Below are 20,796 nucleotides of genomic sequence, written 5' to 3'. Positions count from 1 at the left end.
AATAACAAAGCCCGGGCTTGAGAAAGTCTGGGCTTTGCGCATAAAAAAAGGCTGTGTCAGCGTTTTGACACAACCTCTTTCAATATATCATCATAAATAACTATCTCATTGAAACGTTATTTTTTTGTTGGCTAGGAAATTAGCCCCTCCATAAATAAACAATCCTAAGAATTGAGCCAGATATTCATTCACGTCCAATCCTTCTACCAATAACACAAGAAATAAAAACTGTGCGGTGTAAGCCACGGCAAAAGCAGAGCAAAAGAGTAGTATCTGTTTCCAGATACTATTCTTTTTATTTTCTACGGGGAATATCCAGTATTTGCACCAGATAAAGTTATGGATTTGAGCTATCAGATACGCTGTTATATTAGCCACCATATAGTCGCCGTCAAATGACATTTCTTTCATCATTAACCATACAACCAACGCCATAATCAAAGCGTTCATTGTACCGATGACTATAAAACGGAATATGCGTACAGATTCTTTCACTCGCCCTCTTTCAAATCTACGATCAAATTCAGTTCATCAAGCTGGCTCTGGTCGATTGCAGAGGGTGCGTCCAACATCACATCACGTCCGGAATTATTTTTCGGGAACGCAATACAGTCACGTATAGAATCCAATCCTGCAAACAAAGACACCCAACGGTCGAGTCCGTATGCCAAACCACCGTGAGGAGGCGCACCATACTTAAAGGCATTCATCAGGAAGCCAAACTGTGCCTCTGCCTTCTCCGGAGTGAATCCAAGAATCTCGAACATCTTCGCCTGCAATTTCGCATCGTGGATACGGATAGATCCGCCGCCAACTTCCACACCGTTGATTACCATATCGTATGCATCTGCACGTACAGCTGCCGGATCAGTGTCCAACATCGGAATGTCTTCCTCTTTCGGATGAGTAAACGGATGATGCATAGCCATCAGACGGCCTTCCTCTTCGCTCCATTCGAACATCGGGAAGTCAATCACCCAAAGGCAAACAAACTTATTCTTATCACGCAATCCCAGTTGAGCACCCATTTCCAGACGAAGCTCGCAAAGTTGTTTACGTGTTTTCATTACATCGTCGCCAGACAGAATCAGAATCAAATCACCCGGTTTAGCTCCGAATGCTTCTTTCATTTGCTGGAGCACCTCCTGCGTATAGAATTTATCTACACTCGATTTCACCGTTCCGTCGGCTTCCACACGGGCATAAACCATTCCTTTCGCACCAATCTGCGGTTTCTTTACAAATTCGGTCAATGCATCCAGTTGCTTGCGGGTATAAGTCGCAGCACCTTCGGCGCAGATACCGCCCACATAAGCCGCATTATCGAATACAGAGAATCCGTGACCTTTCATGATATCCATCAGTTCCACGAATTTCATGCCGAAACGCAAATCCGGTTTATCGCTACCATAATATTTCATGGCGTCCGCCCAAGACATACGTTGGAATGGTTCATTCAGTTCCACACCACGAAGAGTCTTAAACAAATGTTTAGCCATTCCTTCGAAAGTAGAGATAATATCTTCTTGCTCAACGAAGCTCATTTCACAGTCGATCTGTGTAAATTCCGGTTGACGGTCGGCACGTAAGTCCTCGTCGCGGAAACATTTCGCAATCTGGAAATAACGGTCGAAACCGGAAACCATCAACAACTGTTTCAAGGTCTGCGGAGACTGCGGAAGTGCATAGAACTGTCCCGGATTCATACGTGACGGCACCACGAAGTCGCGTGCGCCTTCAGGAGTAGAACCGATCAAAACGGGCGTTTCCACTTCGATGAAACCCAGACTATCCAGATATTTGCGAACTTCAATTGTCATTTTATGACGCAGTTCCAAATTGGAACGTACAGCGTTACGGCGTAAATCCAGATAACGGTATTTCATGCGGATATCATCACCCCCATCCGTGTTATCTTCGATAGTGAACGGAGGAATCATGGCAGTATTTAGTACGTTCAGTTCGGAAACAATGATTTCAATGTCTCCGGTAGGAATGTTTGCATTCTTGCTGAAACGTTCATTAACCGTTCCTGTCACTTGAATGACGAACTCACGTCCCAATTTATTAGCACGTTCACAGAGTTCAGCATTAATTTCTTCATTAAAAACCAATTGGGTAATTCCGTAACGGTCGCGAAGGTCAATGAAAGTCATCCCTCCCATCTTACGGCTGCGCTGTACCCATCCGGACAGCGTGACTTGCTTGTTTACATCAGAGATTCTAAGCTCTCCACATGTGTGCGTTCTAAACATATATTTTTTATTTAAACGATTATCACTCGCGTTTTTATTTTGATCGAACCAAAACTGCGCAAAAGTACGCAATAATTTGTAATTCGGTGTCAGTAATCCGTTATTTTATCAGACTTTCTTTGTCAGCTTTTTCAATATTTTCTTGTTTCTATCTGTTATATTGTCAACGATGGCTTCATTCATCAATTTGATGCCATTCATATATTCCTGCGCTCTTTGGAGCACATTGGCTGCATCCTTTTCCGGTGCTCGTGGCACTACCACGCGCAATCCTCTTTGAATCAGCTGAATATTTACATTGGCATCCGTTTCCATGGGGTCACCATCAAAATGCACGACACCCGGAGTAGTCCGGCGGATGCACAACTGCTTGCAGCGGAAAGTCTTGATACGGCTATTCTGATCGATTGTTTTATTGAATAATTGAAAGGCCAATGAAGGAACGTCCAATATGGTGAACGGTTCGAGAATAGTCACATCCAGCAAACCATCTGTCAGAGTGGCTTGCGGTGCGATATAAGCATTGTTTCCATATTGCGACGCGTTTCCGCAGGCAATCAGGAAGGCTTTATACTTGGAAACTCCGTTTTCCGTTTCCAGTTCGTACGTTTCCGGCTCATATTTAAGACTTTCCTGCAGGGTTTTCTCCAGATAAGTCAATAGCCCCCGTTTACCGGCATGCGCAAACTTCAGACTGACAAACGCGTCGAATCCCACTCCGCAAGTGCAGAAAAAATCCGTACCGTTAATCTTACCATAATCTATCACATCCATGCAACCTTCGTTCAGCACTTCCAATGCTCTCTTCGGTTCCATCGGTATATGCAGATGCCTCGCCAGTCCATTGCCCGATCCGCAGGGAATAATTCCCAGCGCGGTATCAGTATGCACCAACGAACGAGCTATTTCATTGATTGTTCCATCCCCACCAATAGCCACTACTATATCTGTTTTCTCTTCGGCAGCTTTGGCAGCTATTTCTACTGCATGACCGGCTCTTTCCGTATACACTACTTCCCAAGAGTATCTCGCCTTGTCTATTTTTTCGTCCAGCAAGTTAAGAATCAATTCTTTACTTTGTGTTCCCGAAATAGGATTGACGACGAATTTTATTTTTTTCATTCTTTCGTTCATGCTATTCTTGTCGATTGTAGACGACAAAAGTAATATAAATATCTTAAATTTTAATCTATTAGAGGTTTCTAATCATACGAGAGCAACTTTTTTCTCTTAAAAAGAACAGATAAAAGCAAATTTTGTTATCTTTGCCCCCTGTTTTTAAACACTTGTTAAGATAAAAGGATGTAAGATCGTCAGCGAACGATCTGAGTATGAGTATAATAAATTATAATTCATGGGATTATTACAAGAGAAGTTAGCTAAGTACGACCTGCCACAAAAGTTTATGGCACAGGGCGTTTACCCATATTTCCGTGAGATAGAAGGAAAGCAGGGTACAGAGGTAGAAATGGGCGGACACGAAGTGTTGATGTTCGGTTCTAATGCATACACTGGCCTTACGGGAGATGAAAGAGTGATTGAAGCAGGTATCAAAGCCATGCATAAATATGGTTCCGGTTGCGCAGGCTCGCGCTTCTTGAATGGTACGCTTGACCTGCACGTTCAGTTGGAGAAAGAACTGGCTGCCTTTGTAGGCAAAGATGAAGCGCTCTGCTTCTCAACCGGTTTTACGGTGAATTCCGGAGTTATCCCTGCTTTGACAGACCGCAATGATTATATCATTTGCGATGACCGCGACCACGCATCTATCGTAGATGGCCGTCGCCTCTCCTTCTCTCAACAACTGAAATATAAGCATAACGATATGGCGGATCTGGAAAAGCAACTTCAAAAGTGCAATCCGGATTCAGTGAAGCTCATCATAGTAGACGGTGTGTTCTCTATGGAAGGCGACCTGGCAAACTTGCCCGAAATCGTACGCTTGAAACATAAATACAACGCTACTATCATGGTAGACGAAGCTCATGGCTTGGGTGTATTTGGAAAACAAGGACGTGGTGTTTGCGACCATTTCGGTCTGACTCACGAAGTTGACTTGATTATGGGTACTTTCAGCAAATCACTGGCTTCTATCGGTGGATTTATCGCTGCTGATTCTTCTATCATCAACTGGTTACGTCACAACGCACGGACCTATATCTTCAGTGCATCCAACACTCCTGCTGCTACTGCATCTGCTCTTGAAGCCCTCCACATCATCCAAAATGAACCGGAAAGGCTTGAAGCTTTGTGGGAGGCTACCAACTATGCATTGAAACGTTTCCGTGAAGCTGGCTTTGAAATCGGCGCAACAGAATCACCTATCATTCCTCTTTATGTACGTGACACGGAAAAAACTTTCATGGTTACTAAATTAGCTTTTGACGAAGGGGTATTTATCAATCCGGTTATTCCTCCGGCATGTGCACCGCAAGATACTTTGGTACGTGTGGCATTAATGGCTACTCATACAAAAGATCAAATAGACCGTGCTGTAGAAAAGCTAGTTAAAGCATTTAAAGCATTGGATCTTTTATAATCTACGAGAAATATATCACTCTTATCGGGTGAATAAAATAAAAGTCTGACACAAATCAATGTGCCGGACTTTTATTTTATCTTATTCACCCTTAAGTACTTCCGCCGGATTTTGCTGGGCGGCTTTCCATACACGCCAGATGATGCTTAGGAAAATGACAAATCCCATTCCTATGAATATGACTGCATAGAGCCACCATTCTATCGGTGTTTGCTTTATATAATTTTCTAGCCAATGTTTCATCATGACATATCCCAACGGAAAAGCAAAGAACGATGAAAACACAAGTAAAAGTAAATATTCTCTAAAGAATAGATTCAGGATTATTCCTATATTGGCTCCATTTACCTTGCGTATAGCTATTTCTTTACGCCGTTGCTGGCAGGATAAAGTCACCAATGAAAATATGCCGAATACGGCAATCGCTATACATATAAAAGAAACTATGCTCAACAATTGACACAAAGTTCTCTCTGATTTCATATAAGTGTCATAAACCTCTTCCATATTAGACAACATCAATTCTGCATTTGGATTAACTTTATTCACTTCCGCTTTTATCTTTTCTGAAACAACGTTCCAAGTCCCTTCTTTCACTTTGAATATAATACCTCCTCTGCCTGTATTATCCGGCAAAAAAAACATAGCAGGGGCTACCGGGTGTATTGGGGCATTATATGAAATATTTTTAATAACCCCTTTCACTATATAATGCCTTCCTAATTTATCAATTTTCTTTCCAACCGGTTGTGTCCATCCGAAAGCTTTCACAGCAGCTTCATTTATAACAACCATATTTTTTCCATCCTTTTCATCCAGCATGCTTCCCTCCAGCACCTCAACTCCAAAGAAATCGGCATATTCTTGATTGATCGTCTCATCTTCTAGATCTATATATTGCTCACTATCAGTTGTCTTTCCTTCCCACTCCTTTATCCTGAATGTTGAAAAATACATTTTGGGAATAGGTGTCTGAAAGCCACTCAAATACTTTGTAACATCGGGCATCTGTTCTAATATTTCTTTAAAAGGAACATTTTCAGAGCAATAAACAACAGCTCCCACATTATGCCGTTCTATTCCAAGTTCTTTGGTATTCAACAAGAAGTTAAGTTGCTTCATCATCACCAAAGTACAAAAAACAAAGGCTATACCAATAAACAACTGAAATAAAATGCTACTCTTATAAAACCAACCGGAGAGATGAAGATTAGATTTTTTGTTTATATTACTAAGTAGAGTTCGCTTGCTAATGTATCGTATAAGCAGAGATGCAAAACCAACTGTCACGGCAATCAATGATAGTATATAAACAAATACTTCGATATAAAAAAATGAAACACCCTCATTGATTTGTGACAAACGTTTAAAAGTCGGCAGGATGAGTTCTATCAATACCAGCCCTATTCCTGAAGATAAAATTAGTAACAAGACAAGTTCTGTAAGAAGTAAAGTGAGTAACCCACCATTTGATGAACCATTGACTTTCCTCAACGCTAACTCACGTTTACGCATCCGGATACGAGTTATCAACATTGTTAAATAATTACATATTCCACAAATTATAACCAAACCGCTAATACATGCAAAAAGACGAATATGATTCAACTTCACATTCACATCTTCCCTCGGATGACTACTCCGCAATGTGGATAATGGAGCAATAAGCGTAGAATTTGGATATTTATGACCATCTTGTTGTACTTCATATTCTGACAACCTCTGTTTCAATGCTTCTATATCACAGTTGGGATAAATACGAAAAAGCGTTTGACATCGTTGGTTCCCCCAATTGGGGTTTGTATCATGAAATGGCAATAATATATCAAATGAAAACAAAGAGTGTCCTTCCCATGACTTTACAACTGCAACGATTATTTTTTCTTCGTTACTTTCCTCTAAAATCAAGTGTTTACCTATCGGAGATTCTTTCCCAAATATTCGCTTTGCCGTATTTTCTGTTATAGCAATTTCATCCTTTTTTAGCTGTAGATGGTTATCTCCATCCAATACTTTAATATTGAACATTGAAATGAAATTTGAATCTACCTCTATACGTCGTACCACAAACTCAACATCCTCATTCTTAATTTTTTTTTCATTCCAGTCATAAAATATACGACATACTTTCTCTATCTCCGGACAATTCTTTGCCAAATAATCAGCTAGAAAACTAGATGAATTATAGGTAAATCCGTCTCCATAAAGACGAAAGCTACTGCCTGCCAGATAAATGCGATCGGCTCCCTCATGAAAATTATCATACGTCATTTCATAACGTATCCATAATACCGACAGCGCAAAACAGGTAAAGCCGACTGCTAATCCAATAATACTAACAAGACTTTGTGTTTTATACTTTATCAGATTACGAAAGGCTACTTTCAGATAGTGTTTTATCATGATATTGTTATTTTATTATTCATTTTTGATAACTTCCGCAGGATTCTGTCGGGCGGCTTTCCATATGCGCCAGATGATGCAGAGTAGAATAATAATCGCCACTACAACGAAAATCCCTACATATACCCAACCGTTAATCGCAGTTTGTCTCACATACGTTTCAATCCATTGCCTCATAACCACATATCCCATTGGAAAGGCTATGACAGCAGCAATAATCAGCAATAGGAAGTATTCACGGAAAAACATCTGCAAGATATGACGAATTTGCGCCCCGTTCACTTTACGTATAGCAATCTCCTTTTGACGTTGCTCACATGATAGAGTGACCAATGAAAAAATTCCGAAAACGGAAATGAGTACACAGACCAATGACACGAAGCTCAACAGTTTCATCAGTGCATCCTCGGAGCGAAGATATTTACCATATTCCTCCTCCTCGCTAAACAACCGTAAATAAGCATGGGGAAATTCTTCTTTGTGGAGCTTTTCTATAGCTTCACGACATTCGTTCCAAGTCCCCTCTTTGAATTTAAAAAGGATACTGGCACGATTCAGGAGATATTCTTGTGCTTCGGGGCGTTGAAAGGCAATAAGTCCCGGCTTGCTTGTCGGAGAACGATAACTAAAGTTTTTCACCACTCCGACAACTTTGTATGCAATGTCCTGACGACCATTGGTGTTATTGCCGAAAGTCTTTCCTAAAGCATGTTTCCATCCGAATTTCAGGCACGTACTTTCATCAACCACAACTTCATTCTGCTGGCTCTTTTCAGATATAAATTCACCTTCCAGCAATTTCAAATCATAAAACTTAAAAAATTCCTCCTTTGCCGGCATTATGCCAACAAGTAGTGTTTTTTCTGTCACTTTGGGCAGCCCATCCCAATTTGTTATTTCTGCATACATCATCGGACCGGTTGGAATAATTGGAAAGTACGCAGGAGGTAAAGTTTCTGTTACCATAGGGAGAGCTTTTATTTTCTCTGCCCATTGATGAATGTCTCCATTCCACAATGCCACATTAGCCACATGATGACGTTCCATACCTAAATCCGTATTTTTCAGGAAATGTAGTTGCTTCATGATGACAACTGTGCAGAAGATAAAAGCAAGACTGACAATCAACTGTACGATAATACCTATTCTGCGAAATAAGTACGGACGGGCAGTAGCAACACTTCCTTTGATCGTTTCCTGCAATGTTCGACGACGAAAATAGGATAATGGCATCAGCGCAAACAGAAACGACAGGATGATTACTGCCAGAAGATATATCAAAATTTCTCCATAATATGAACTGGACTCTATCTGCGTAAAGTTCAGGAAGCGGGACATACTCATCTCCACCAGCAGCAATCCGCCGATCAGAGCAATACATAAAAGCAGCAATAATTCAATGGCAAACTGTACAGACAAAGCTTTATTGCTTGCTCCATTCACCTTACGAAGTGCCATTTCACGGTTGCGCATACAAAGGCGACTGATAAAAAGCGTCAAATAATTGAATAACGAACAAATAATCACCAGTCCGCCTGCTAAGGAGAAATAGAATATATAACTGAAAGAGATAACAACATCTGCTTTATCTACATAATCCGAATAGCGCAAAGCTGACATCCGGGTAATCAACAGATCGGAAAGTTCGCTCTCTTTCTCAATATCGTTGATGCAAACGGTGCTCATTTTTGTTCGGAATGCGTCTATATCTGTTCTTTCGCGTACACGAATAAGTAGCTGCTCATTTGAACTTCCCCACTGAGGAGAATGTCTTGCCGGAGCCAGTATATTATATGGAATATTGGAATGGTTAGACCATCCACTCACAATTGCTCCTATTTTACATACGCGTCTGCCTACTTCCACCTCTTTCCCCAATGCATCCTCTTCTTTGCTGAAGAGCCGCTTCGCAAATTCTTTAGTGATAGCAACTTCCTGACCATCACATTTCAGGAAGTTGACAGTACCTTTCAATAATTGTATATCAAAGAAGTTCATGAAAACAGAATCTGCGGCAATCATTCCGATCTCCTGCTCGGTATCTTCCATACGGAATTTTACATAATGTGCGGTAAAAGCGGTTACAGCTTCTATCTCCGGCATTTTGTCTTGCAAATATTTCATTAAAGGATATGGAGTAAATTTACTTGTACCGGGTTCATTGGCGTAATGCGCACGTACCAGATAAATGCGATCGGCTCCCTCATGAAAATTATCATACGTCATTTCATAACGTATCCATAATACCGACAGCGCAAAACAGGTAAAGCCGACTGCTAATCCGATAATACTAACAAGACTTTGTGTTTTATACTTTATCAGATTACGAAAGGCTACTTTCAGATAATGTTTTATCATGATATACTTTTTATTGATAGCTTGTGCTTACATACTAACTTCGGTCACCACCTGTCCATCAAACAGGTTTATGATACGGTCGGCATAACCGGCATCGTGTTGTGAGTGGGTCACCATGACAATGGTGGTTCCCTCTTTATTCAGTTCGCTCAATAGCCCCATCACTTCTTTACCGTTTTTGGAGTCCAGGTTACCGGTTGGCTCATCGGCCAGAATCAGTTTAGGGTTGGCCACGACGGCACGGGCAATGGCAACACGTTGCTGCTGACCACCGGAAAGTTGTTGCGGAAAGTGTTTACTACGATGAGTAATGGCCATTCTCTCCATAGCTGACTCTACCCTCTTTTTCCGTTCGGCAGCGGAAATACCCATATAAAGCAAAGGAAGTTCGATATTTTCGTATACGTTCAACTCGTCTATCAGGTTAAAGCTCTGAAATACGAAGCCTATCACGCCTTTGCGAAGACTGGTACGTTGCGACTCGGTATACCGGGAGACTTCCGTTCCGTTCAGATAATACTCTCCTCCTGTCGGGTTATCAAGTAGCCCCAAAATGTTGAGCAATGTTGACTTGCCACAGCCGGAGGGACCCATGATGGCTACAAATTCACCTTGTTTCACTTCGATACTGACGTTATTCAACGCCCAAGTTTCTACTTCTTCCGTTTTGAAAATCTTCTGTAAGTCAATGGTCTTAATCATAACTGTATTGTTTTTAGAATTATTAATTTTATTCGTTTTTGATTACTTCTGCGGGATTGAGACGTGCAATCCGCAGTATTTTAAAGATAATGGTAATTACTGTCAATAAGGTTACTCCCCAAAATATGCTTCCCCAATATAATATTCCATCATTAAAAAATACGGTGTACATTTGTTTCCACAGTTGCAATACCACGTAAATGAGCGGAAAGGTGATGGCGGCAGTCACCATCAGCAAAATCAGGTACAAACGTGCAAACAGCCAGATGATGGAACGTATTCCGGCTCCGTTCACTTTGCGAATGGCAACCTCTTTCTGGCGGCGTTCTGTATCGAGCGTAATGCTGGAATACACTCCCAACAGGGTAATGATGATGCTTACAATTGCAAAAAACGAGATGATATCTTTCAGAATATATTCCACTGCCTGCACTTCGTACAAATCATCCTGAAATGTACGTACTTGGGAAGAAATATTCTCCGGCAGCACTTCACGACGGATGGTTTCCATCCATTTCATGACTTCTTTTTGCTGTTCAGGGTAACATTTCACATAGCAGTGACCTATGTATTCAGAAGAATCATAAAGTGTGAAAGCATATCCGCCATTATGATTATGTACATCTGTTTGAAAGGGGGCACATACTCCACAAACGGTGAAATCACTGGTCTGGTCGTAAAAGTTCATTCCGATGATATCTTTCTTTTGTCTTTTCTGCCAGACTTCATCCATTACGAGATCCTTTTTTGTCCGGATCGTCCTGCCCTCCGTTATCGGAATATTCATAAAGGTGAAGAAATTCAATGGTACACACATTACATTAATATCAATCCAAGAGTTATCATTTCCTTTCTCCGTCATTAACAAGTTTCCGGATATTCCATGAGTATAAGATATATCAGATAACAAAATATCTTTCACACCGACATGCTGCCTGAAACGTTCCACCATTTCCTGTTTTTCTTTATTCTCCAGAAATGGATAGTCCAGCGGAATACTAAGAATCGTTTCTTTATCTTCCTGACTTAACGTATGAAATAAGGTTTCAGTCACCTTTCCTGATTGCAAAAACAGGCTGACAGTCAGCGTTACGAATATCCAGCAAATAAAGAACTGGACGCCGAGCATAAAGTTACGTCCCCACTGTTTCCCGCGACGTTTTTGACCTCCATAGATACCTGTCTGTATGGAAGACCTGCGAATACGGACGGATACCAGCAGACAGACTGCCATGCAAAGCAATGCAAGAAAAACAATGTATTGCAGAATATGCTTTAATAGTGTTTCAGGAGGGAAAGTCATTGTGAGGCCTGGCAAAGAGAAATCCATTCTATCTCCAATTAGTTCGATACCCCATATCACCAAAAATGAGGATGCAAATACAATCATCAATGACTGTGTTAATAACAGGCAAAACAGCCGTTTCCAATCAGAACCAAGCATTTTCATTATGGCGTATTCCTTAGTGCGATTCAGGAAAGAGCCGATGAGAAAATGAAAGAAATTAATCAATCCGACCAACAATATCAATATGCCGACAATTCCGGTGACCCATCCCAGAATATAAATACCTTTCTCCTGCGACCGATCTCCTATATAACGGGCAACAACGGTATAAGTCTCGTTATATAGACTATAAGTATAGTCGCGCTTGGAAAATTGTTTTTCCAAACCGGTAATGCCAACCTGCGGAGATAACAAAACGTATGTCCGGGCTCCCGTTATATCGCGACGTTTCGGACTCTGAAAAAGTCCCTCACTGTCGTTGATAACCAATGCGTCGGTATGACACATAAAATTAAAATCATTGTTCAGTGGAAGATCTTCCATCACTGCTTGGATTGTGTACACAATACCTCCTGTCTTTGGTGTACTGTCCGGAGAAGTATAAAGCCGTCTTGTAAGAGTCAGGTGTTTGCCAATGGCAGTCTCCACCTGACCAAATATCTTTATGGCAGTGGACCGGCTTATAATAACCGCGTTGGGCATCCGGCTTGCTGTCTGCCAGTTACCAACTACCATTTGCGGAGTAAAGACTTTATTGTATAGGGTATCGACTTCTATAATTTCAAGATCGTATGGCAATGATTTATCCGGAGACAGTTCAACCTGAAAAGAGCGTTCACGGGGATATGCCATACAAGAGATCGCTTCCACTTCACCCATAGCCCAAGTACGGAGTTCTTCGGATAATGCTACTTGTGTGCCGGAAAAATAGTCGCCAGTCTGTTCATTATAGAGATTTAACTCGACTATGCGGGAATAATTGTCAAAGCAATTATTGGTAGATTCTACAAAACGACTGCAATACATACATATACTAAAACACAGTAGTCCTACTGCCAATCCGATGGTGGAAATTATATTCTGTGCCTTGTACTTCCACAAGTTTCTAAATGCTACTTTGAAATAGTGTTTTATCATAATATCTTAGATTCATTCAGTTTTTATAATTTTAGCAGGATCAATATGCACAATCTTGTTTATTTGCCAGAATAGAGTCCCTAAAGAAATACCACCAACCAATAACAAAGCTATCAAAAAGATTCCTATACCTATAGGAGCTTTCACTACAAAATCCTTTGTGTATTCATATATCAGATACCAGGATAATGGAAGAGCTACTGCAAAAGCCCCACCTAATATGACAAGATACTTGCGTCCTAGTAAAAGATATAAATCTTTCAGTGATGCTCCATTCACTTTGCGAATTGCAACCTCATGGGAACGCTGCCTAATGTCAAATAATGAAATACCAAACAAGCCAAGACAAACTATTACAATAGCTATACAAGCGAAAAGAGCATAAACAGAAGCTATCTGGCGATCATTTTTATAAAGTTCAGCCACATCGTCCTTCAACAAAGAATATTTAAAATCCTCTGTACCATACACTTTCTTTTGAATACTTTTCAAATAGTCAATAACTGCCTGTTCTTTGCCGGAGTGGCAATATATCTGATATAAATCACCGTCTAATTGACTACCAACCATAAAGACCATCGGATGGACACCTGTACTAATATGTCCGTCATAATAATCGTCTATTACAGCAACAATAGGTTGAGCCGGAAAATCCGGGACGTTTCTTTTCATCATTTCATCAACCAGCATAGCTCCCTCACATTGCGTATATCCTAAGGCTTTCAATGCCGCACGATTTACAACGGCCACTCTATTTCTTGAGTCTTCATCCATTTCCGGCAGACTTCCATCCACAAACGCAAGATTGAAAACTTTAAAGAAATCAGGAGTAACATAAGATTGCAACAACGCAACTGTTTCTCCTTTTACACTTTGAAAGTTTGTAGAATAATAGTCTCCCAAAATAGATGAATGTCCCGTCGTCCAATACTGAATATCCGGACAACTCTTCATGAGTTGGTCTATTTCAGTAATCCTCTCTTGCCGTTGTTTGATAGTCTCCATAGTGTAAACTGCGAAATCTCGTGATTCATATATCAAGTTTGCTTGAATTACAGACTCTACACGAAAACCAGGATCGGTATGTAACATAAAATTCAGTTGCTTGCTGAAATAGATTGATAATACCACTAACAGGAAAGTAATCATATATTGCAGAAAAAGAAAGATCATACGTAAACGAACCGAATGGTTATCTGTACCTACCTTCCGGATTGAAACAGCCAACAAAGAACGTTGGCACTGCACAAACGCATAAATAGATACTAACAGAGGCAAAAACAACAAAATAGAGAATGATAATATCCCATCAAATGCAGTATACATCAGCTGACTGCCAAACATGGATGATACAGGAATATTTGTCACCTCTACAATGAGCCAGGCTACTATCATGGAAGCAGCGATCAATAAAAAGTTTTCTATGAATATTTGCTTAAACAACGCTTTTCTATCAGCTCCAAAAACTTTCCGCAAGCTATACACCTTACCTCGTTTCACCATCAATACCAGATAAAGATTGATGAAATTCATCACACCTGCAAGTAATATCAACAGGCAAATTCCTCCTAAAATAAATAGTTGGGAACGGTTTCCGCTAACTAGCATATCTGGTCCGGATCGACCAATTAAAGCCCGATCCCAATACATATCACTTATAGGAACTAGAGAGAAAGTGTATTTCCGACTATCCCCGCTACGAGCATCCTGATTGATAAACCGGGGATAACTCCCGGCCTTATTGGCTTTCATTACTTCCGTTTCTGAAGTGAAACGGATAAAATCCAAAGGCATACGCTCCCATAATGATGATAGTTTTGAAGAGAGGACCAAGTCAAAATTAAACATCCGCTTATTAATTGGTTCCTCTAATATGCCTGTCACCCTAATCTCCTTTCCATTCGAATAAGTGAGAATCTTGCCAATAGGATTTTCTTTGCCGAAAAGTTTTTTAGCAAAACCCTCCATTAACAAAACTGACGCCGGATCTTCCAAGGACACTGAACCTTGTAACACACGGTAAGGGAAAAGTTCAAAATAAGCACTATCTGCTGCCATAGCTTGAACAGGAATACGATTTGACTGATAGGTCAAATAATCATTTTCGAGCAACACGATGCGTGAACGCGTCACTATGCCACTATTATCAATGTAAACACTATCCCGGCTCCCTATTTCAGCCACACTTAATACCCGATTTCCTTCAAACGTTGTCTGTACACCATACACTTGATTACGATCAATGCAATGTGTGTCTACTGTAAGCTCACGATGAATATAACGAAGCAAAATAATGCAACAAGCTAAACTAAAGGCTAACCCGAGCAAATTAATAATAGTATATGATTTTGTACGCAACAAAAAGCGTATCGCATAGTACAATGTTTTCATGTTTTATCTATTTGTTATTTTTCATTCATTTCAAGATCAATTCTTCCGCATCGCCAAAGGTATCATATCCGGTGGTAATAACCCAATCTCCCGGCTGTAAACCTTCTACTATTTCATATTGTTGCGGATTCTGTCGACCAATATTCAATGGCACGCGAACTGCTTTTGTCTTTGATGCATTTACTTTATAAATCCATTGTCCGCCTGTAAACTGATAGAAGTTGCCTCGCGGAATAATGAGCGCTTGCTCCGGCTGTCCCAATTCAATCTGTACCCGGAAGCTCTTGCCGACTCTTACATTATCGGGCATATCTCCGGTAAAAATAAGATCAATATCAAACATACGATCTTTCACTTCGGGAACCACTTTTGTTATTTTCAGCGGATATTTGTTTCCTTGATAGTTCACGGTAGCCGGTAGTCCGGTGGTGATCCGGTCGATATAATATTCGCTAAGTGAAGTATGGATTTTGTATTGATCGAGCACTTTTATTTCAGCAATGCTTTCACCGGAGGAAACCTGCTGCCCCGGAGTGACCTTTACGAAACTAAGCTGACCTTTCAGTGGAGCTGTGACCACCAAGCTATTCAGTCGTTCGCGAGTACGTTCGTACTTTTTCCGTTCCCGCTCCCGGTCGTTACGAATCAATTCCTTACGTATCATCGTGACAGCAGAATCATGTCGCAAGCTCTCTTGTTGCAGGGCTGCGTTTTTCTGTTTGTAACAATATTCATCTTCAGCTACCTGCAACTGCGCCTTACTCTTCACTCCCATCTGAAATTCTTCGCGGTCGAGAGCGATGCTTTTTTTCAGGCGTTCCAATTCGTAGCTATTTGTCAGGGCTTGCTGTTTCAAGTTCAGACTTTTTTGTTCCATTTCAATCTCCTGCTCCTGATAGGTAATCATTTGCTTTTCCCATTCGTCACGCTGGTCTTCAATATTGCGGAGCAAATCGGGATTGGAAAGAATAAGAATGGTGTCTCCCTGCTGAAGCAAACTTCCCTCTTCACCGACAATCCTTTCCACGCTTCCAGTTTCACGAGTATTGATCTTGATGGTCAGTATAGGCTGAATGAGCCCTTCCACATCTACATATTCCATGAAATCAGACTCTTTCACTTCTGCAATCTGTATATTTTCGGCATCTATCCGTAGTTTTCTGGGACCTAAAGACAAAGTAATCACATAAATCAAAAAGGCGGCAAATAAAAGCCCTCCTATCAGATAGTATCTGTAACGAATGTACCACGGTTTCTTTTCTAATTTTATATCCATGAGATTATCTGGTGTTTTACAAGTTTCTATTAATTAGGGTTCCATCACTATTCTTTACTGACTTTTCGTTGTTCTCTATTCAATCAGAAGATGGTAGTCTTCTGTCAGTATCGTATTTCGCTCAAAATCATATAGTGTCATGCTACGGAGTGTATAATATAAACTCCAATAATTATATAAAGCCGAAATATAGTTACGGCGGGCACTATCTTTCTCTGAAATGGAAGCATTCAAGTCAAGAATGGTAGATTTACCTAATAGATAGAGTTTGCGGGCCACTTCACTTCTTCGTTGGGCTGTCTCATCCGTGCGGGCAGCGATCCGGACACGTTGCGTTTGCAGATTGAATTGTTTGACGAGTTTACGAACGTTCAGTTCAAAGTCCGTCCGGCTCTGTTCGACTTGTGTGTAAACCAGATCACGATTGGAACGGGCTACTCGCACCTGTCCTTTTCCACGTCCCCAGTCTAGGATAGGAAGAGAAATGCCGATACTTACGTATTGCTGGTCCAACAAATTTCGATAAGCGTCGGGCAGTTTGTCAGCAGTCTGCGTCAATCCGAAACGGAGATAGATATCTGCTTTCAGGCCGGCATTGGCGCGGGCTTTCGCCACAGCACTCTCACTTTCCAGTTTCCGCCTTTCCATCGTCTGTATATCCGGACTGTTTTCGTAAGCCAGTGCCAGTGCTTCATTCAGGTTCACACTGAAATCCGGAATTTGAGGACTGACAAGGACACGTAATTCCCGATCTTCGTGAATACCAAGATAGGAACGGAGTTCCTGCATACAATTATCCATTTCAATAAGGGCATTCATGCGGTTTGTCTCTTCCGTCAAACGGTTAAGTTCCAGTTGCAGCATTTCATTTTCTGTGATGGTACCTATGTTATAGCGGCCTTGCGCATAACGGTAAAGTGTATCGGCATTGGCGTAATTAAAGGAAGCAATATCGTAATCGCTCTGGGCGGTGGCCAAGGCAAAGAATTTATTAATCGCATTGGCTGATACGAGTTCAAGCGTCTCTACGTAGCTTTTCTTTGCCTCCTGATAGCGCACGGGCTCTATCCGTCTATCCCATTTCAAACTATTGTAGCCAAAAAGAGACTGGCGATAACCGATCATTATGGGGGAAGTCTGCCATGAGTATTTATGTTCGCTGAACAGATCCATGCGTTGAGCGGAGGTTTCGAGAAAGAAAGAGCCACCGGTCCAGGATAAGTTCTGTGAAAGATTCAGGGTTAAATCTGTATTCAATAGATTTTGTTCGACAAACTTTACCGAACCGTCTCCCATCGTTATCTTGTTAATGGCACGGTTCAGATTCGGATCGGATGTCAGGCTTAAAGACGGCAGATAATTGGCACGATAATATTTATAGTTCCAATACGCAGAACGGAAACTGTGGCGTGCCGTCTGTGCATCGGGAGATTCCATACGGGCAATCTCTATGACTTGCTTCAATGACAGCTCTGTGGTTTGATCTTGAGCAGTCAATAGTTCTGTCAACAATAGTCCGAGAGATATGAAGATTAATTTCAGATTCATTCGTTGGTTATATTTGTTATTTATCATTCAAAAGATGTGCCATTCAGATAAACAGTTATCATTCAATAATATAGTAATATTCCTTTCATTCATTCAGTGTGCATATACGCACAAAATTAGTGCGCAATCGCACACACAACACATGAGATTTATCCATATCTTTGCTCCCGGAGTTTAAATGGATAGAAGATATGGAAGAAGTCAACAAATTAGGAAAGATACTCATAGTAGATGATAACGAGGACGTGCTCTTTGCCCTCAACCTCCTACTGGAACCGTATACGGAGAAAATAAAGGTGGCTACTACCCCCGATCGGATCGAGCATTTCATGACCACCTTTCATCCCGATCTTATCTTATTGGACATGAATTTCAGCCGGGATGCCATCAGCGGACAAGAGGGATTTGAAAGTCTGAAGCAGATATTGCAGCTTGACCCACAAGCTATTGTTATTTTTATGACTGCCTATGCGGATACGGACAAGGCCGTCCGGGCCATCAAAGCCGGTGCTACCGATTTTATTCCCAAGCCTTGGGAAAAGGATAAATTGCTGGCTACGCTTACTTCGGGTATGCGACTGCGTCAGTCACAGCAGGAAGTCAACATGCTGAAAGAGCAAGTAGAAATTCTTAGCGGGCAAAATGCTTCGGAAAATGATATTATTGGAGAGTCACCGGCCATGCAGGAAGTGTTTGCCACGATAAATAAACTAAGTAATACGGATGCCAATATACTGATTCTCGGAGAAAACGGTACGGGAAAGGATGTGATTGCCCGACTATTATATCGTTGTTCTCCACGATACGGCAAACCTTTTGTCACGATTGACCTGGGAAGTATACCCGAACAATTGTTTGAGAGTGAACTGTTCGGTTTCGAAAAAGGCGCTTTCACCGATGCCAAGAAATCAAAAGCGGGACGAATGGAAGTGGCGACCAACGGGACTTTGTTTTTGGATGAAATTGGCAATCTTTCACTTCCTATGCAGTCTAAATTACTGACTGCTATCGAAAAAAGGCAAATCAGTCGTTTGGGAAGTACGCAAACCATTCCCATCGACGTCCGTTTAATATGTGCCACCAATGCTGATATCCGTCAGATGGTGGAAGACGGGAATTTCCGTCAGGACTTATTATATCGTATCAACACGATTGAAATACATATACCTCCACTCCGTGAACGCGGCAATGACATCATCCTGCTTGCCGAACACTTTCTGAACCATTATGCCCGCAAATATAAAAAAGAAATGCACGGACTGACACGGGAAGCCAAAAACAAACTGCTGAAATATGCATGGCCTGGAAATGTGAGAGAACTTCAACATACGATAGAACGTGCTGTAATCTTGGGAGACGGCTCCATGCTAAAACCTGAAAACTTCCTTTTTCATGCGACACCTAAACAGAAAAAGGACGAAGAAATGGTACTGAATCTCGAACAACTGGAACGGCAGGCCATTGAGAAAGCGCTCCGGATCAGCGACGGAAACATCTCCCGTGCTGCCGAATATTTAGGGATTACCCGTTTTGCATTGTATCGCAAACTTGAAAAATTAGGCTTATGAAACGATTTGAGTTCAAAGTAGCATTGCACATCTTAATTATTTTTCTGCTTTCTATCGGCAGTTGTCTGCTGTATCAAAGACAGTTATGGTTCAGCACTACCGTCTGTATTCTCTTTTTGATAGGTGCCGGTATGCATCTCTACCGAATACAGTTCAAGCAAATCACCTTGTTACGACGATTGACGGATGGACTTCGCTACAACGATATGACGCAGAATCTTCATCCGCCTTTCAAAAATAAGATGATGGATGAGTGGGCACAGGAGCTTTCTAATGCATTGAAGGACTTTCGGGGAAAGTTATTGGCAGAGGAAGTCAAGCATCAGTATTACGAGAGTTTATTAAATAAAGTAGATACTGTCGTACTCGTAACCGATGCTTCCGGGCACATTGAATGGATGAATCAGGCTGCAGTGGCCCATCTGGGGCAAATATCACAACTACCGGACGTACTTCAGGAGGCTTCTATCAGCAATGATATGTCCATGATCCGCATCGAGCAGAATGGTATCGTTCTGGAAATGGCTATTTCCTGCACCACATTTGCTACACAGGGGAAGAAACAGCGGTTAATCAGTCTGAAGAATATTCATTCTGTACTGGAACGTAATGAAATGGAGGCCTGGCAAAAGCTGATTCGTGTATTAACACACGAAATCATGAACTCCATCACTCCTATTATTTCTCTTTCGGAAACGTTAAGTGAAAGGGGAATCCCCGAATCACTCGGAGAAAAGGAGTATTCTGCTATGTTGCAAGCTATGCAGACTATTCACAGAAGAAGTAAGGGATTACTAGGATTTGTGGAGAATTACCGGCGACTGACACGAATTCCGATACCTGTCCGTACTAAAGTATCTGTTGCAGAATTGTTTATGGACTTAAAGAAATTATTCCCGGAAGAGTATATTCATTTCGAAATGCCTGCATCTGATTTATTTTTATATGTAGACCGGGCACAGATAGAGCAAGTGCTTATCAACTTGTTAAAAAACGCCCGCGAAACATGCGAGCGAAAAATAGATAAAGAGATACAGATAAAGTTTTTCTCTAAAGACAACCCGACATTAACAATATCTGATAATGGCGAGGGAATTCTAACAGATGTTTTGGACAAGATTTTCGTTCCTTTCTTCACCACCAAAACATCCGGTTCGGGCATCGGATTGAGCCTGTGCAAACAGATCATGACTTTGCATGACGGAAGTATTAACGTAAAATCAGAAATAGGGAAAGGAAGCTGTTTTATTCTTACTTTCCCTAAATGAGAACCACCGAAAGCCTCCCGAATCCTTTAATACGATGATTAGTCTGGGTAGTAGAGGAATTAC

At 41.2% G+C, this 20,796-nt stretch carries 13 protein-coding genes; 3 read left to right on the top strand and 10 right to left on the bottom strand.

Annotated elements, in window-relative coordinates; translation table 11 throughout:
• Positions 1 to 105: 105 nt before the first annotated feature.
• The 3 genes from AB5217_RS02035 to AB5217_RS02025 form a co-directional block, all read right to left on the bottom strand.
• On the bottom strand, positions 106 to 495 hold the full coding sequence (locus tag AB5217_RS02035) for a GtrA family protein (protein WP_004295929.1): 390 nt from the start codon (positions 493 to 495) through the stop codon (positions 106 to 108).
• Positions 492 to 2,255, bottom strand: coding sequence for an aspartate--tRNA ligase (aspS, locus tag AB5217_RS02030; RefSeq protein WP_004318227.1), 1,764 nt, complete (start codon positions 2,253 to 2,255; stop codon positions 492 to 494). The genes AB5217_RS02035 and aspS overlap by 4 nt, the downstream gene beginning before the upstream one ends.
• Before the next feature lie 108 nt (positions 2,256 to 2,363).
• Positions 2,364 to 3,389: a diacylglycerol/lipid kinase family protein gene (locus AB5217_RS02025; RefSeq protein ID WP_004325910.1), complete on the bottom strand. Its 1,026-nt coding sequence runs from the start codon at positions 3,387 to 3,389 to the stop codon at positions 2,364 to 2,366.
• 220 nt (positions 3,390 to 3,609) lie between these two features.
• Here AB5217_RS02025 and spt point away from each other — a divergent pair, with 220 nt between their 5' ends.
• Complete coding sequence (gene spt / locus AB5217_RS02020) at positions 3,610 to 4,794, top strand: serine palmitoyltransferase (RefSeq protein WP_004325909.1); 1,185 nt, start codon at positions 3,610 to 3,612, stop codon at positions 4,792 to 4,794.
• An 81-nt stretch (positions 4,795 to 4,875) separates the two neighbouring features.
• On the opposite strand, the gene AB5217_RS02015 is transcribed toward spt, so the two are convergent.
• From AB5217_RS02015 to AB5217_RS01985, 7 genes are all read right to left on the bottom strand, one after another.
• A complete protein-coding gene (locus tag AB5217_RS02015) occupies positions 4,876 to 7,197 on the bottom strand; it encodes an ABC transporter permease (RefSeq protein WP_004325908.1) in 2,322 nt (773 codons plus the stop codon).
• Between the two features lie 15 nt (positions 7,198 to 7,212).
• Complete coding sequence (locus tag AB5217_RS02010; RefSeq protein ID WP_004325907.1) at positions 7,213 to 9,555, bottom strand: ABC transporter permease; 2,343 nt, start codon at positions 9,553 to 9,555, stop codon at positions 7,213 to 7,215.
• A 27-nt stretch (positions 9,556 to 9,582) separates the two neighbouring features.
• Complete coding sequence (locus AB5217_RS02005) at positions 9,583 to 10,257, bottom strand: ABC transporter ATP-binding protein (protein WP_004295924.1); 675 nt, start codon at positions 10,255 to 10,257, stop codon at positions 9,583 to 9,585.
• A 28-nt stretch (positions 10,258 to 10,285) separates the two neighbouring features.
• Positions 10,286 to 12,682 carry an ABC transporter permease gene (locus tag AB5217_RS02000; RefSeq protein ID WP_004325906.1) on the bottom strand — a complete coding sequence of 799 codons (2,397 nt, stop codon included), beginning with the start codon at positions 12,680 to 12,682 and terminating at the stop codon, positions 10,286 to 10,288.
• Positions 12,683 to 12,694: 12 nt separating this feature from the next.
• The gene (locus AB5217_RS01995) at positions 12,695 to 15,073 is read right to left on the bottom strand and encodes an ABC transporter permease (RefSeq protein WP_032843465.1); all 2,379 of its coding nucleotides are present in this window, start codon (positions 15,071 to 15,073) and stop codon (positions 12,695 to 12,697) included.
• A gap of 25 nt (positions 15,074 to 15,098) precedes the next feature.
• Positions 15,099 to 16,349, bottom strand: coding sequence for an efflux RND transporter periplasmic adaptor subunit (locus AB5217_RS01990; protein ID WP_004295921.1), 1,251 nt, complete (start codon positions 16,347 to 16,349; stop codon positions 15,099 to 15,101).
• A 75-nt stretch (positions 16,350 to 16,424) separates the two neighbouring features.
• Entirely contained in the window at positions 16,425 to 17,897 is a 1,473-nt protein-coding gene (locus AB5217_RS01985) for a TolC family protein (protein WP_004318226.1), read from the bottom strand.
• Positions 17,898 to 18,088: 191 nt separating this feature from the next.
• Between AB5217_RS01985 and AB5217_RS01980 the strand changes: the two genes are divergently transcribed.
• The gene (locus tag AB5217_RS01980; protein WP_004318225.1) at positions 18,089 to 19,465 is read left to right on the top strand and encodes a sigma-54-dependent transcriptional regulator; all 1,377 of its coding nucleotides are present in this window, start codon (positions 18,089 to 18,091) and stop codon (positions 19,463 to 19,465) included.
• Positions 19,462 to 20,733: a sensor histidine kinase gene (locus AB5217_RS01975; protein ID WP_004295918.1), complete on the top strand. Its 1,272-nt coding sequence runs from the start codon at positions 19,462 to 19,464 to the stop codon at positions 20,731 to 20,733. Before AB5217_RS01980 ends, AB5217_RS01975 begins: the two co-directional genes overlap by 4 nt.
• Positions 20,734 to 20,796: the final 63 nt, after the last annotated feature.

Source organism: Bacteroides sp. MSSM.1001136sp1_RTP21357st2_D2_RTP21359_211015 (assembly GCF_040913205.1).
GTDB classification, from domain to species: Bacteria; Bacteroidota; Bacteroidia; order Bacteroidales; family Bacteroidaceae; genus Bacteroides; species Bacteroides ovatus.
The sequence above is the reverse complement of the archived record's forward strand: the minus strand, read 5'-3'. Positions and strand labels throughout refer to the sequence as shown.